This window comes from Microbacterium psychrotolerans (assembly GCF_031085295.1).
Lineage (GTDB): Bacteria > Actinomycetota > Actinomycetes > Actinomycetales > Microbacteriaceae > Microbacterium > Microbacterium psychrotolerans.
This window is the reverse complement of sequence record NZ_JAVFWO010000003.1, coordinates 593,590-607,325: the sequence shown is the minus strand read 5'-3', so window position 1 is coordinate 607,325 and position 13,736 is coordinate 593,590. Positions and strand designations below refer to the sequence as shown.

Here is a 13,736-nt window from a genome sequence, read left to right as displayed (position 1 = left end):
CCTCCGACGAAGGAGCAGCAATGACCGACACCACCGCCCGCACCGCAAGCGAAGCGGCTGACGACGCCGCGGCGACGCGGCACGTGCCCGCGGGCCTCCCCACCCGCATCCAGCACTACATCGACGGCGAGTTCGTCGATTCGCTGGACGGCGACACGTTCGACGTGCTCGATCCCGTGACGAACGAGACCTACGTCCAGGCCGCTGCCGGCAAGAATGCCGACATCGACCGGGCCGTCGCCGCCGCACGGCGCGCGTTCACCGAGGGACCCTGGCCTCGGATGCTGCCCCGCGAGCGCTCGCGCGTCCTGCACCGCATCGCCGACATCGTCGAGTCCCGCGACGCCCGCCTGGCCGAGCTCGAGTCGTTCGACTCGGGCCTGCCGATCACCCAGGCCCTCGGCCAGGCGCGTCGCGCCGCCGAGAACTTCCGGTTCTTCGCCGACCTGATCGTCGCCCAGGCGGACGACGCCTACAAGGTGCCCGGCCGTCAGATGAACTACGTCAACCGCAAGCCGATCGGCGTCGCCGGCCTCATCACGCCGTGGAACACGCCGTTCATGCTCGAGTCGTGGAAGCTCGGCCCCGCGCTCGCGACGGGCAACACCGTCGTGCTGAAGCCCGCGGAGTTCACGCCCCTGTCGGCCTCGCTGTGGGCGGGCATCTTCGAGGAGGCCGGGCTGCCGCAGGGTGTCTTCAACCTCGTGAACGGCCTCGGCGAGGACGCCGGCGACGCGCTGGTGAAGCATCCCGATGTCCCGCTCATCTCGTTCACCGGCGAGAGTCGTACCGGGCAGCTCATCTTCGGCAACGCCGCCCCCTTCCTGAAGGGCCTGTCGATGGAGCTCGGCGGCAAGAGCCCGGCGGTCGTGTTCGCCGACGCCGACCTGGAGGCCGCGATCGACGCCACCATCTTCGGCGTCTTCTCGCTCAACGGCGAGCGCTGCACGGCGGGCTCGCGCATCCTCGTGGAGCGGTCCGTGTACGACGAGTTCGTCGAGCGCTACGCGGCGCAGGCCGAGCGCGTCATCGTCGGGTACCCGCACGACCCCGCCACCGAGGTCGGCGCCCTCGTGCACCCCGAGCACTACGACAAGGTGATGAGCTACATCGAGATCGGCAAGGGTGAGGCGCGGCTGGTCGCCGGCGGCGGCCGTCCCGACGGATTCGACGCGGGCAACTTCGTGCGCCCGACCGTGTTCGCCGACGTCGCACCCGACGCCCGCATCTTCCAGGAGGAGATCTTCGGCCCGGTCGTCGCGATCACGCCGTTCGACTCCGACGAGGAGGCGCTCGAGCTCGCCAACGGCGTCAAGTACGGCCTCGCCGCCTACGTGTGGACGAACGACCTCAAGCGCGCCCACAACTTCTCGCAGGCGATCGAGGCAGGCATGGTCTGGCTCAACTCGAACAACGTCCGCGACCTGCGCACCCCGTTCGGCGGCGTCAAGGCCTCCGGCCTGGGGCACGAGGGCGGCTACCGCTCGATCGACTTCTACACCGACCAGCAGGCCGTGCACATCACCCTCGGCCCCGCCCACAACCCGACCTTCGGCAAGGCGGATGCCGTCGGCCACTGAGGCTGCGGCATCCATCCCCTCAAATCCCACGCAAGGACGCGACATGACCCACCGTGATGACATGACCCTCACCTCCTCAGGCTTCTACGTGAGCCAGGAGGCGCCCATCCACACCGACAACCCTGTGCCGACCCCTGTCAGCCCCGCGCCCGACATCCTGCGCTGCGCCTACATGGAGCTCGTCGTGACCGATCTCGCGGCGTCGCGCACGTTCTACGTCGACGTGCTCGGGCTCTACGTCACCGAGGAGGACGACGAGGCGATCTACCTGCGCTCGACCGAGGAGTTCATCCACCACAACCTCGTGCTGCGTCAGGGCCCCGTCGCGGCCGTCGCCGCGTTCTCATACCGTGTGCGCACCCCGGAGGACCTCGACCGGGCGGTCGCGTTCTACGAGGAGCTCGGATGCCGGGTCGAGCGTCGGCCCGAGGGTTTCGTGAAGGGCATCGGCGACGCCGTGCGCGTGACCGACCCGCTCGGATTCCCGTACGAGTTCTTCTTCCAGACCGAGCACGTCGAGCGTCTCTCGTGGCGCTACGACCTGCACACCCCGGGTGAGCTGGTGCGGCTGGACCACTTCAACCAGGTCACCCCCGACGTGCCGCGCGCGGTGAACTTCATGCAGTCGCTGGGCTTCCGCGTCACGGAAGACATCCAGGACGAGGGCGGCACCGTCTACGCCGCCTGGATGCGCCGCAAGCCGACGGTGCACGACACCGCCATGACCGGCGGCGACGGCCCGCGCATGCACCATGTCGCATTCGCCACCCATGAGAAGCACAACATCCTCGCGATCTGCGACAAGCTCGGCGCCCTCCGCCGCTCGGACGCGATCGAGCGCGGACCCGGCCGCCACGGCGTCTCGAACGCGTTCTACCTGTACCTGCGCGACCCCGACGGCCACCGCGTCGAGATCTACACGCAGGACTACTACACCGGCGATCCCGACAACCCCGTCATCACCTGGGACGTGCACGACAACCAGCGCCGCGACTGGTGGGGCAACCCGGTGGTGCCGTCCTGGTACACCGAGGCCTCGCTGGTGCTCGACCTCGACGGCAACCCGCAGCCCGTCGTCGCCCGCACGGACGAGTCCGAGATGGCGGTGACCATCGGCGCCGACGGGTTCTCGTACACCCGCCCCGACGAGAAGGACGAGGAGCTGCCCAGCTGGAAGCAGGGCGAGTACAAGCTCGGCCACCAGCTCTAGCCGCAGCATCCGTCCGCTCCGCCCCCTCAGGAGCGCGCATGTCCCGATTCCGCTCGATCGTGTCCCCCTTTCGGTCGTCACCGCCGCGTGGAACGACCGAAAGTGGGACATGCAGATCACGACGCCCGCAGCGAAGACGAAAGGAAGACCGATGCTCCCATCCGAGGTGATCCGGCGGCTCGCCGACGAGCTGGCCGAGGCCGGCCGCACCCACGGCGTGATCCCGCGCATCACGGCGCGGTACCCCGACGCGACCGTCGCGGACTCCTATGCGATCCAGGGGGTCTGGCGCGATGCGAACATCGCCGCCGGCCGCAGGCTCGTCGGACGCAAGATCGGTCTCACGTCGAAGGCGATGCAGCAGGCGACGGGCATCACCGAACCCGACTACGGCGTCATGTTCGACGACACCGTGTACGAATCCGGCGCGGAGATCCCGGTCGACGCCTTCTCGAACGTCCGGATCGAGGTCGAGCTCGCGTTCGTGCTCAAGACGCCGCTCGAAGGCCCCGACTGCACGCTCGACGACGCACTCGCGGCGATCGACTACGCCGTCCCCGCGCTCGAGGTGCTCAACTCGCACATCGAGCTGGAGGGCCGGACGATCGTCGACACGATCGCCGACAACGCCGCCTACGGCGCGATGGTGCTGGGCACCGTGCACAAGCGCCCCGACGAGATCGACCTGCGCTGGGTTCCCGGTGTGCTCTCGCGCAACGGCGAGATCGAAGAGACCGGCGTCGCCGCGGGCGTACTCGGCCACCCGGCGACGGGCGTCGCGTGGCTCGCGAACAAGTTCCACCAGCACGGCGCGCACCTCGAGGCCGGCGAGATCATCCTCGCCGGATCGTTCACGCGCCCCATGTGGGTGTCGCGAGGCGATAGCGTGCTGTGCGACTACGGACCGATGGGAGTCATCGAATGCCGCTTCGTCTGACCCCGACCTTCCGCGACGCGCTCACCGACGCCGGCCGTCCCCTGGCAGGCATGTGGGTCTGCACCGGCTCACCGCTCGTGGCGGAGATCTGCGCCGGCGCGGGCCTGGACTGGCTGCTGATCGACATGGAGCATTCCCCCAACGGGCTCGAGTCGGTGCTCGCGCAGCTGCAGGCCGTCGCCGCGTACCCGGTGACGCCGGTGGTGCGCGTGCCCATCGGCGACGTCGTGACCATCAAGCAGGTGCTCGATCTCGGGGCCCAGAACCTCCTGGTGCCGATGGTGTCGTCGAGAGCGGATGCCGAGGCCGTCGTGGCCGCCGTGCGCTATCCCCCTCGCGGCACGCGCGGGGTGGGCTCCGCACTCGCGCGCTCGGCGCGCTGGAACCGTGTCGACCGGTACCTGCAGGACGCCGACGCCCACGTGTCGCTGTTCGTGCAGATCGAGACGACGGCCGGTGTCGACGCCGCGGCGGAGATCGCCGCGGTCGACGGCGTCGACGGCGTCTTCGTCGGGCCGTCCGACCTCGCCGCGTCGATGGGGGTGCTCGGCCAGCAGACCCACCCGGATGTCGTCGCCGCCGCCCGTCGCGCATTCGACGCCGTGCGCGCAGCGGGCAAGCCGGTCGGGGTCAACGCGTTCGACCCGGCCGCGGCGGACGCCTACGTCGAGGCGGGGGCGGCGTTCGTGCTCGTCGGCGCCGATGTCGCGCTCCTGGCCCGCGGCTCGGAGGCCCTCGCCGCCCGGTTCGTCCGCACCGACCGCAGCGACGCAGCCGGCGAGCGCCAGTCGTACTGAGGCGCCGGCCGCGGCATCCCGTCGCCTCGCGGGTGTGGCGCAACTCCTCAAGAACGCACCCTGCGCACCCGACGCTCCGCGTGATTCCGTGGGCACGCGAGGTCTGCCTCGCGGTGAAGGAGGAGTTGTGGCCCACTGAGCGCCGACGGACTGCAGCGCGACGACGCGGCATCCATTCGACCGTCACTGCCTGACATGGCACAGTGAACGCATGAAGAAGTGGGTCGTGCGGTTCGCGTCGCTGCTCGTGTTCAACATCCTCGTTCTGCTCGTCGTCGGCTGGCTCACGCCGGCGCGCGTGGGCTGGGCGGCGCTGTGGGCGGGCATCGTCCTGACCGCACTCGTCATCTGGATCAAGCCGCTCGTAGAGAAGTGGTTCCGCTCGATGGCGGCCAGATCCGCCGGGCAGCGCACCAAGGCCGGCGAGAAGCTGGTCGAGTTCTTCCTGGCGTTCGCCGTCGCCTTCCTCGTGTGGATCGCCACCGTGCTGTTCACCGGCGTCTCGATCGGCGGCGGCATCTTCGGCGCCTTCTGGGGCTGGGTGCTGCCTCCGGTGTTCCTCCTCATCGGCTGGGCGATCTACGGCGCGGTCGACGACAAGGTCGAGGGCCATGCGGGAACCCTCTACGACAGGGCGACGGGGACGAAGACCGTCGGATCGGATGCCGCGTCCTCGGCAGCCGGAGTCCCGAGCCCCCGCGCCACCTATCCCGGTGCACCGGCACCCGCGACGGACGCGGGTCGCCGCGAGCTCGACGACGGGCTCACCGACGAGCAGCGGCGCATGCTGGATGAGCTCGGAAACGGCTGATTCCCCCGGGCTGTCGATCGGCGACGGCGGAGATCGTCATACGGGTGTCGCAATCCACCAGAAAGGACGACGCCATGCGGTACGCACTGCTCCTCCACTACCCCGAGATGACCCCTGAGGACCTCGGTCCCGAAGCGCTGGCCGAAGGCATGCGCGAGTTCGACGAGTACGCCAAGGCGCTCGACGACGCCGGCGTGCTGATCTCCGCCGAGGTGCTCCAGCCCTCCGCGGTGACCACGACCGTGACCGCGGCAGACGGGACGCTCCGCGTGCAGGACGGCCCCTTCGCCGACACGAAGGAGCAGCTCGGCGGCACCTTCGTCATCGAGGTCGACGACCTCGACGCCGCGATCGCGTGGGCCGGCCGGGCCCCGTCCGCCGGCTGGGGTGCTGTCGAGGTGCGGCCGAGCGCGACGCACTTCCGTGACGGCGCCTGGACGACGTTCGCGCGCTGATGCCGACGGACCGCACTCCCCCTCCGCACAGCGCCGATCCGCTGCAGGGAGCACCAAGGAGCGCGGACCCCGACGACGCCGCACGCCAAGACGCCCGCGCGGTCGCCGAGCGCGCCGCGCGGGCGTCGTACGGCCGCATCCTGTCGATCCTCGCGGCCTCCACGAACGGACCTCGCCCTCGCCGAGGACTCCCTCGCCGACGCGTTCGAGCGTGCGCTGCGCGCGTGGCCGGATGCCGGCATCCCCGCCAATCCCGAAGGGTGGCTGGTCACCGTGGCCCGCAACCGCCTGCGCGATGCCCTGGGCTCCGCATCGCACCGCCGCGGTGTTCCGCTCGATGACGGAGTCGCCGCCGCGCTGGCCGACGAGCACGCCGTCGATGCGCTCACGGCGCTCGAGCAGAGCGAGGCGATCCCCGACAGGCGGCTGGAGCTGCTCTTCGTGTGCGCGCACCCGGCGATCGACCCCGCCGTCCGTACCCCGCTGATGCTGCAGTCCGTACTCGGCTTCGACGCCGCCGCCATCGCGGGCGCGTTCGGGGTCGAGCAGTCTGCGATGGCGCAGCGGCTCGTGCGTGCAAAGCGCCGCATCCGCGACGCCGGCATCCCGTTCCGGATTCCGACGCGCACCGACATGCCCGCACGGCTGCCCGCCGTGCTGGAGGCGATCTACGGCGCCTACGCGATCGGCTGGCTGGATCAGGGCGACGAGCCGCGGGAGTCGCTCGCCGACGAGGCGCGCTGGCTCGCGGTGCTCACTGCGACACTCCTCGGCGACGAGCCCGAGGCATGGGGGCTCGCCGCGCTTCTCACCTACGCGCAGTCCCGGGCGCCCGCGCGAGCCGAGGCGCCCCGGCCACCGCTCGACGAGCAGGACCCGGCGCTCTGGGACCGCGCGCTCATCGCAGAGGGAGCCGCCCTGCTGCGGCGAGCCTCCGCGCTCGGGCGCCCGCTCGGGCGCTTCCAGCTCGAGGCGGCCATCCAAGCCGTGCACTGCGACCGTGCCCGCACCGGCGAGCTCGACATCGAGACGCTGGTGAAGCTCTACCAGGGGCTCGTCGTCGTCGCACCGACCGATGGTGCACGGGCCGCGCTGGCCGCGGCGGAGGCTCGGCGAGCGGGCGCGACACCGTGAACGCCCGCGGGAAGGATGCCGCGTCCCCGGCATCCGTCTGTCCCGCCGCGTAACAAAGCGACCCGTTCGATCCGTCGGACGGCGCTCTCGCCAAGATGGAGGGATCGGCGCCGCGACAGCACGCGGAGCCGGCCACCCGACTCCTGGAGGCACCATGTCGCGTCGCTCGCACCCGCTCCGTCTCGCCGCCGCCGGCATCGCCGTCGCGGCTCTCGCGCTCAGCGGCTGCGCCTCGAGCGGCACGCCGAGCGCCTCGGAGTCCGGTTCCGACGAAGGCTGGGTCACGCCCGGCAAGATCACCATCGCCACCGGCGAGCCCGCGTACTACCCGTGGGTCATCGACGACGACCCCGAGTCGGGCGAGGGGTTCGAGGCCGCCGTGGCCTACGCCGTCGCCGAGCAGCTCGGCTTCGAGGCCGACGACGTCGTCTGGGTGCGCACCACTTTCGACGAGGCCATCGCGCCCGGGCCGAAGGACTTCGACGTCAACCTGCAGCAGTTCTCGATCACCGACGAGCGCAAGGAGTCGGTCGACTTCAGCTCGCCGTACTACGAGACGACGCAGGTCGTGGTGACCACGGCTGCCTCCCCCGCCGCCGACGCGACGTCGATCGCCGACCTCAAGGACCTGCTGATCGGCGCCCAGACGGGCACCACCAGCTACACCACCATCGAGTCGGTGATCCAGCCGACGCAGGGTGCGCAGGCGTTCAACAGCAACGACGACGCGAAGCTCGCGCTCGAGAACGGGCAGGTCGACGCGATCGTCGTCGACCTGCCGACGGCGTTCTACATCTCGGGCGTCGAGCTGACCGACGGCGTGCTCGTCGGTCAGCTGCCCACGCCCGACGGCGAGACGGGCGACCAGTTCGGCCTGGTGCTCGCGAAGGACTCCCCGCTGACCGAGCAGGTGACGGCTGCGGTCGATGCCCTCCGCGAGGACGGCACGCTCGACGAGCTCGCGAGCGAGTGGCTGGGTGGCGAGGGACAGGCGCCGCTGCTGAAGTGACTCCGACCGCCGTTACCCTGGCCGGATGACCCCCGCACCCGGCAGTGCCGCCGCCGACCGCGCCCGCGCGGCGGCCGGCACCGGTTCACCACCGCACGAGCCCCGGCAGGTCAGCGACGTCGAGCTCGCACGCCGCGCGTTCCGCAAACGGCAGGGGGCGGCATCCGTCGCCGTCAGCATCGCCTCGACACTCGTCGTCGCCGTCCTCGCGTGGCTGCTGATCATCAACACGCCCGGCTGGGCTCGCGTTCAGCAGCAGTTCTTCGACCCCGAGATCGCACTCGCGTCGCTCCCCCGCGTCTGGGACGGGTTCCTGCTCAACCTCCGGGTGCTCGCGATGTCTGCGGTGCTGGTGCTCGTGTTCGGACTGCTGCTGGCGACGCTGCGCACGCTCCGCGGGCCGGTGTGGCTGCCGCTGCGGGCTCTCGCGGCGGCGTACACGGACGTCTTCCGCGGCATCCCGCTCATCATCGTCCTGTATCTCGTGGGCTTCGGCATCCCGGGGCTGCAGCTGATCCCGGTGCGGATGCCGACCGAGTTCTGGGGGACGATCGCGATTACGCTGACGTACTCCGCGTACGTGTCGGAGGTGTTCCGCGCGGGCATCGAGGCAGTGCATCCTTCGCAGCGGCATGCCGCGCGATCCCTCGGCTTGAGCCACGGTCAGTCGATGCGACTCGTCGTCGTGCCGCAGGCGTTCCGCAAAGTGACACCCGCCCTGATGAACGACTTCGTCGCGATGCAGAAAGACGTCGGCCTCATCTCGCTGCTCGGCGCGGTCGACGCCGTGCGCGCGGCGCAGATCGAGACAGCGGCGTACTTCAACTTCACGCCGTACGTCGTCGCGGCGCTGCTGTTCGTGCTGCTGGCGATCCCGACGATCCGTCTGACGGACTGGTACACGGCGCGCGTGCGCGCCCGCGAGCAGATCGGCGGGATCGTATGAGCGCCGTGCTGCGCCTCGAGGACGTCTGGAAGTCCTTCGGCGACCACGACGTGCTGCGCGGCATCCGCCTCGAAGTCTCGCCCGGCGAAGTCGTCGCGCTCATCGGCGCCAGCGGGTCGGGCAAGTCGACCCTGCTGCGCACCGTGAACCTGCTCGAGCCGATCGACGACGGCCGCATCTGGCTGCGCGACGTCGACATCAGCGAGCCGCGGGTCGATGTGGACGATGTGCGCGCCCGGATCGGGGTGGTGTTCCAGCAGTACAACCTGTTCCCCCACCTGACCGTGCAGCGCAACATCACGCTCGCGCTGCGGCACGTGCACCGCATGAAGAAGGGCGAAGCGGATGCCGCCGCCACGGCGCTGCTGGAGCGCGTCGGTCTCGCCGACAAGGCGGACGCACACCCCGACCGGCTCTCGGGCGGGCAGCAGCAGCGCGTGGCGATCGCTCGGGCCGTCGCGACCTCGCCGGAGTTGCTGCTCCTGGACGAGGTGACATCCGCCCTCGACCCGGAACTCGTCGGCGAGGTGCTGGACCTCGTCCGCAACCTGGCCGCCGACGGCATGACCATCGTCATGGCCACCCATGAGATGGCGTTCGCGCGCGACGTCGCCGACCGCGTGGTCTTCCTCGACGAGGGTCGCATCCTCGAGTCCGGCCCGCCCGCTCAGGTGTTCGGCGCACCGCGCGAAGACCGCACCCGCGAGTTCCTCGCGCGCTTCACCGCTTGAGGGCCGTCCGTTCGCCCGACCGTCGGGGCCGCGTGGTCCGTTCGCCCGACCGTCGGAGTCGAACGCGGAAGCGGCAGGCGGTGCGGCATCCGTCTCCGGAATGTCGCGCCACCTGCCGCCTCGACAGGATGGATGCCTCAGCCCGCGGCGCGCTCCGCGGCCTCGACCACATTGGTCATGAGCAGGGCGACCGTCATGGGGCCGACGCCGCCGGGGTTGGGCGACAGGTACCCGGCGACCTCTGCGACGTCGCGGTGCACGTCGCCGAACACCTTGGACTTGCCGGTCTCGGGATCTTCCTCGCGTGTGACGCCGACGTCGAGCACCGCCGCGCCGGGCTTGACGTCCTCGGCGCGCACGATGTGCTTGACGCCGGCGGCCGCCACGATCACGTCGGCCTGGCGCAGGTGATGCGAGAGGTCGGTCGTGCCGGTGTGGGTCAACGTCACGGTCGCGTTGATCTCACGGCGTGTGAGCAGCAGGCCGATCGAGCGCCCGATGGTGACGCCGCGGCCCACGACCACGACGTCCTTGCCCTTGAGGTCGTAGTCGTTGCGCAGCAGCAGCTCGATCACGCCGCGCGGCGTGCACGGCAGCGGCGTGGTGATCGGTCCGTTGACGTTGAGCACCAGCCGGCCGAGGTTGGTCGGATGCAGGCCGTCGGCGTCCTTCGCGGGGTCGATGCGCTCGAGGATCGCGTCGGTGTCGATGTGCTTCGGCAGCGGCAGCTGCACGATGTAGCCGTGGCACTCGGGGTCGGCGTTGAGCTCGTCGATCAGCGCCTCGACGTCGGCCTGAGTGGCGTCGGCGGGCAGCTCACGCTGGATCGAGTTCATGCCGATGGCCTCGGACTCGCGATGCTTCATGCCGACGTAGAGCTGCGAGGCCGGGTCGGCGCCGACGAGCACGGTCGCGATGCCGGGCGTGATGCCCTGAGCCTTCAGCGCCGCCACCCGCTCGCGGAGCTCCTCCTTGATCCGCGCCGCCGCGGCGCGCCCGTCGAGCTTCTGCGCGGTCACTGCTCGAGCCCCGGGTAGAGCGGGAAGGCGGCGGTCAGCGCGGCGACCCGTGCGCGCAGCGCCTCAACGTCGGCGTTCGGCAGGAGCGCGAGGGCGATGACATCCGCGACCTCGGTGAACTCCGCGTCGCCGAAGCCGCGCGTTGCGAGCGCCGGCGTGCCGATGCGCAGGCCCGAGGTGACCATGGGCGGTCGCGGGTCGTTCGGCACCGCATTGCGGTTGACGGTGATGTGGATCTCGTGGAGGAGGTCTTCGGCCTGCTTGCCGTCGATCTCGGCGTTGCGGAGGTCGACGAGCACGAGGTGCACGTCGGTGCCGCCCGAGCGCACCGAGATGCCGGCATCCTTCACGTCCTGCTGCGACAGGCGCTCGGCGATGATGTGCGCGCCGCGCAGGACGCGCTCCTGGCGCTCCTTGAACTCGGGGGTCCCGGCGAGCTTGAACGCCGTCGCCTTCGCGGCGATCACGTGCATGAGCGGGCCGCCCTGCTGGCCCGGGAACACCGCCGTGTTGAGCTTCTTTGCGAGGTCGGCGTCGTTGGTGAGGATGAAGCCGGAGCGGGGTCCGCCGATCGTCTTGTGCACCGTCGACGAGACGACGTGGGCGTGCGGCACCGGGCTCGGGTGCAGGCCGGCGGCCACGAGGCCGGCGAAGTGCGCCATGTCGACCCACAGCAGCGCGCCGACCTCGTCGGCGATCGCGCGGAAGGCGGCGAAGTCGAGCTGACGCGGGTAGGCGGACCAGCCGGCGATGATCACCTTGGGCTGGTGTTCGATCGCGAGGCGACGGACCTCGTCCATGTCGATGGTCGAGGTCTCGGGGTCGACGCCGTACGCGACGATGTTGTAGAGGCGGCCCGAGAAGTTGATCTTCATGCCGTGCGTGAGGTGGCCGCCCTGGTCGAGCGAGAGCCCGAGCAGCGTGTCGCCGGGGCGCGCGATCGCGTGCAGCACGGCGGCGTTGGCCGTGGCGCCCGAGTGCGGCTGGACGTTGGCGAACTCGGCGCCGAACAGCGCCTTCGCGCGCTGGATGGCAAGCTCCTCGGCGACGTCGACCTCTTCGCAGCCGCCGTAGTAGCGGCGACCAGGGTAGCCCTCGGCGTACTTGTTGGTGAGCACCGAGCCCTGCGACTGCAGCACCGAGACGGGCACGAAGTTCTCGGAGGCGATCATCTCGAGGTAGCCGCGCTGGCGCTCGAGCTCACGTTCGAGCACCTGGGCGATCTCGGGATCGACCTCCGAGAGAGGGGCGTTGAAGAACTGATCGGTCATGCGATCTCCTGACGACGGCTTGCGGAAGAATCCCCGGGGCGGGGTCACATCGGCCCAGGCGTGCGGTCGAATGCCGTAGTCGGTCGCTCCCCGGTGGTGTCCCACCTCAACGCCAGTCGCGACACCCCGAGCATAACGGACGCCGGGTGACGCCCGCATCAGAGGTTCCGGTAGGCTGAACCTCATCCTTTTTGTTAGGACTCTTTACATGAATCGTCGACGTGGACGGGCTGCCATGGCAGCGGCCCTCGTCGTCGCGCTGCTGGCCGGCTGCACGCCGGTCGCCCAGAATGGAGACACCGTGTCGCTTCCCGCCGTCGTCCCCGCGCCCGCCTCGATCGAGGCGGGGTCCGGTGCGCCGTTCCGGCTGTCGTCCGCCACGACGGTGGCGGGTGAATCGGATGCCGCCGCCACCCTCGCCGAGATCGTCCAGGCCCGCGCCGGACTGGCGCCGGCCTCCGCCGACGACGGCGCCGACATCGAGCTGCGGATCGACCGCTCGGCGGGCTCGGGCGCCGAGTCGTACCGCATCGCTGTCGACGAGGGATCCGTGGTCGTCACCGGGGCCGACGCGGCGGGACTGTTCTACGGCGTGCAGACGCTCGGCCAGCTGATCGCCCGCGACGGCGGCGAGTGGATCGTGCCCGCCGTCACGATCGAGGACGCGCCGCGCTTCGCGTACCGCGGCGTCATGCTCGACGTCGCACGCCACTTCCACCCGGTCGAGACCGTCAAGGGGTACCTCGACCGCGCGGCCTCGCTGAAGCTGAACGCACTGCACCTCCACCTCACCGACGACCAGGGCTGGCGCATCCACCTCGACTCGCGTCCTGAGCTGACCGCGCGCGCCTCGGCCACCGCTGTCGGCGGAGACACCGGCGGGTTCTACTCGAAGGACGACTACCGCGAGATCGTCGAGTATGCGGCATCCCGGCACATGATCGTGGTGCCCGAGGTCGACATGCCGGGGCACACGCACGCCGTCGGCCTGGCCTACCCGGAACTCGCCGAGGACCCGACGATCAGCGAGCACATGCGCGACATCATCCGGGACTACGGCGGCGAGGAGCCCCGTGCCGGCGTGCCGTACGAGGGCATGGCCGTCGGCTTCTCCTCGGTGAAGGTGCACGAGGAGGCGACCTACGACTTCGTCGCCGACGTCTTCGGCGAACTCGCCGCGATGACGCCGGGACCCTACCTCCACTTCGGCGGCGACGAGTCGCTCTCGACCAGCGACGAGGACTTCGCGGCCTTCGTCGCGCGCGCGAGCGCCATCATCGCCGACCTGGGCAAGACGCCGGTCGCGTGGCACGAGGCCGGCGCCGCAGCGGACATCGCCGACACCACCGTCGGCCAGTACTGGGGCTACCGCACACCGCAGGAGGGCATGGCCGAGAAAGCGCGTGCCTTCGCCGACAACGGCGCGCAGCTCATCCTGTCCCCCGCCGACGCCGTCTACCTCGACATGAAGTACCCCACCGGTCCCGAGCTCGGCCTCACGTGGGCGAACGGTCCGACGAGCGTCGAACGCGCGTACTCGTGGGAGCCCTCGGACGTGATCCCCGGGATCGACGACTCCGGCATCCTCGGCATCGAGGCGCCGCTGTGGACAGAGACGATCCGCACCGCCGCCGACATCGACACCATGGCCTTCCCGCGAGCGGCCGCGGCGGCCGAAGCCGCCTGGTCGCCGGCGACGGGGACGAGCGAGCTGCGCACCTGGGCATCCTTCCGCGAGCGCGTCGGCACGCTCGGGCCGCTGTGGACGAGCATGGGCATCGGCTTCCACCCGTCCGAGGAGATCCCCTGGGCCACCGAATGACCCGCATCCGCACG

General features: G+C 70.6%; 13 protein-coding genes, 1 pseudogene and 1 riboswitch. Of the genes and pseudogenes, 12 read left to right on the top strand and 2 right to left on the bottom strand.

Annotated features, from left to right (window positions below; all coding sequences use genetic code 11):
- Positions 1 to 20: 20 nt before the first annotated feature.
- The 11 genes and pseudogenes from hpaE to Q9R08_RS11665 all read left to right on the top strand — a co-directional run bounded on the left by hpaE (position 21) and on the right by Q9R08_RS11665 (position 9,610).
- The gene (gene hpaE, locus Q9R08_RS11715; RefSeq protein WP_308868198.1) at positions 21 to 1,580 is read left to right on the top strand and encodes a 5-carboxymethyl-2-hydroxymuconate semialdehyde dehydrogenase; all 1,560 of its coding nucleotides are present in this window, start codon (positions 21 to 23) and stop codon (positions 1,578 to 1,580) included.
- A gap of 43 nt (positions 1,581 to 1,623) precedes the next feature.
- Complete coding sequence (gene hpaD / locus Q9R08_RS11710; protein WP_308868197.1) at positions 1,624 to 2,790, top strand: 3,4-dihydroxyphenylacetate 2,3-dioxygenase; 1,167 nt, start codon at positions 1,624 to 1,626, stop codon at positions 2,788 to 2,790.
- 151 nt (positions 2,791 to 2,941) lie between these two features.
- Positions 2,942 to 3,727, top strand: coding sequence for a 2-keto-4-pentenoate hydratase (locus Q9R08_RS11705; protein ID WP_308868195.1), 786 nt, complete (start codon positions 2,942 to 2,944; stop codon positions 3,725 to 3,727).
- A complete protein-coding gene (locus tag Q9R08_RS11700) occupies positions 3,712 to 4,524 on the top strand; it encodes an HpcH/HpaI aldolase family protein (protein ID WP_308868194.1) in 813 nt (270 codons plus the stop codon). The genes Q9R08_RS11705 and Q9R08_RS11700 overlap by 16 nt, the downstream gene beginning before the upstream one ends.
- 211 nt (positions 4,525 to 4,735) lie before the next feature.
- Complete coding sequence (locus tag Q9R08_RS11695) at positions 4,736 to 5,335, top strand: hypothetical protein (RefSeq protein ID WP_308868193.1); 600 nt, start codon at positions 4,736 to 4,738, stop codon at positions 5,333 to 5,335.
- Positions 5,336 to 5,409: 74 nt separating this feature from the next.
- The gene (locus Q9R08_RS11690; RefSeq protein ID WP_308868191.1) at positions 5,410 to 5,790 is read left to right on the top strand and encodes a YciI family protein; all 381 of its coding nucleotides are present in this window, start codon (positions 5,410 to 5,412) and stop codon (positions 5,788 to 5,790) included.
- A gap of 36 nt (positions 5,791 to 5,826) precedes the next feature.
- Positions 5,827 to 6,042: pseudogene (locus tag Q9R08_RS11685) on the top strand (hypothetical protein); the annotation flags it as partial.
- A gap of 21 nt (positions 6,043 to 6,063) precedes the next feature.
- On the top strand, positions 6,064 to 6,924 hold the full coding sequence (locus Q9R08_RS11680) for an RNA polymerase sigma factor (RefSeq protein ID WP_308868190.1): 861 nt from the start codon (positions 6,064 to 6,066) through the stop codon (positions 6,922 to 6,924).
- Positions 6,925 to 7,078: 154 nt separating this feature from the next.
- Positions 7,079 to 7,933: an ABC transporter substrate-binding protein gene (locus Q9R08_RS11675; protein WP_308868189.1), complete on the top strand. Its 855-nt coding sequence runs from the start codon at positions 7,079 to 7,081 to the stop codon at positions 7,931 to 7,933.
- Positions 7,934 to 7,958: 25 nt separating this feature from the next.
- Positions 7,959 to 8,879, top strand: a complete 921-nt coding sequence (locus Q9R08_RS11670) for an amino acid ABC transporter permease (protein WP_308868188.1) — start codon at positions 7,959 to 7,961, stop codon at positions 8,877 to 8,879.
- Complete coding sequence (locus Q9R08_RS11665; RefSeq protein ID WP_308868187.1) at positions 8,876 to 9,610, top strand: amino acid ABC transporter ATP-binding protein; 735 nt, start codon at positions 8,876 to 8,878, stop codon at positions 9,608 to 9,610. The genes Q9R08_RS11670 and Q9R08_RS11665 overlap by 4 nt, the downstream gene beginning before the upstream one ends.
- Positions 9,611 to 9,747: 137 nt before the next feature.
- Here the strand turns inward: Q9R08_RS11665 and Q9R08_RS11660 are convergent, their stop codons facing one another.
- Both Q9R08_RS11660 and glyA read right to left on the bottom strand, forming a co-directional pair.
- Positions 9,748 to 10,629, bottom strand: coding sequence for a bifunctional methylenetetrahydrofolate dehydrogenase/methenyltetrahydrofolate cyclohydrolase (locus Q9R08_RS11660; RefSeq protein WP_308868186.1), 882 nt, complete (start codon positions 10,627 to 10,629; stop codon positions 9,748 to 9,750).
- The gene (glyA, locus tag Q9R08_RS11655; RefSeq protein ID WP_308868185.1) at positions 10,626 to 11,900 is read right to left on the bottom strand and encodes a serine hydroxymethyltransferase; all 1,275 of its coding nucleotides are present in this window, start codon (positions 11,898 to 11,900) and stop codon (positions 10,626 to 10,628) included. Before glyA ends, Q9R08_RS11660 begins: the two co-directional genes overlap by 4 nt.
- Before the next feature lie 45 nt (positions 11,901 to 11,945).
- Positions 11,946 to 12,030: riboswitch (ZMP/ZTP riboswitch) on the bottom strand.
- A gap of 171 nt (positions 12,031 to 12,201) precedes the next feature.
- Between glyA and Q9R08_RS11650 the strand changes: the two genes are divergently transcribed.
- Positions 12,202 to 13,722 (top strand): beta-N-acetylhexosaminidase, encoded by a 1,521-nt coding sequence (locus tag Q9R08_RS11650; protein ID WP_418001349.1) that lies wholly within the window; start codon positions 12,202 to 12,204, stop codon positions 13,720 to 13,722.
- Positions 13,723 to 13,736: the final 14 nt, after the last annotated feature.

Excerpts from the sequence above, each read along its gene's own strand:
- Q9R08_RS11675 (WP_308868189.1), top strand. The coding sequence starts at position 7,079 with ATGTCGCGTCGCTCGCACCCGCTCCGTCTCGCCGCCGCCGGCATCGCC.
- hpaE (WP_308868198.1), top strand. The coding sequence starts at position 21 with ATGACCGACACCACCGCCCGCACCGCAAGCGAAGCGGCTGACGACGCC.
- Q9R08_RS11665 (WP_308868187.1), top strand. The coding sequence starts at position 8,876 with ATGAGCGCCGTGCTGCGCCTCGAGGACGTCTGGAAGTCCTTCGGCGAC.
- Q9R08_RS11705 (WP_308868195.1), top strand. The coding sequence starts at position 2,942 with ATGCTCCCATCCGAGGTGATCCGGCGGCTCGCCGACGAGCTGGCCGAG.
- Q9R08_RS11670 (WP_308868188.1), top strand. The coding sequence starts at position 7,959 with ATGACCCCCGCACCCGGCAGTGCCGCCGCCGACCGCGCCCGCGCGGCG.
- Q9R08_RS11690 (WP_308868191.1), top strand. The coding sequence starts at position 5,410 with ATGCGGTACGCACTGCTCCTCCACTACCCCGAGATGACCCCTGAGGAC.
- Q9R08_RS11700 (WP_308868194.1), top strand. The coding sequence starts at position 3,712 with ATGCCGCTTCGTCTGACCCCGACCTTCCGCGACGCGCTCACCGACGCC.
- Q9R08_RS11695 (WP_308868193.1), top strand. The coding sequence starts at position 4,736 with ATGAAGAAGTGGGTCGTGCGGTTCGCGTCGCTGCTCGTGTTCAACATC.
- glyA (WP_308868185.1), bottom strand. The coding sequence starts at position 11,900 with ATGACCGATCAGTTCTTCAACGCCCCTCTCTCGGAGGTCGATCCCGAG.
- hpaD (WP_308868197.1), top strand. The coding sequence starts at position 1,624 with ATGACCCACCGTGATGACATGACCCTCACCTCCTCAGGCTTCTACGTG.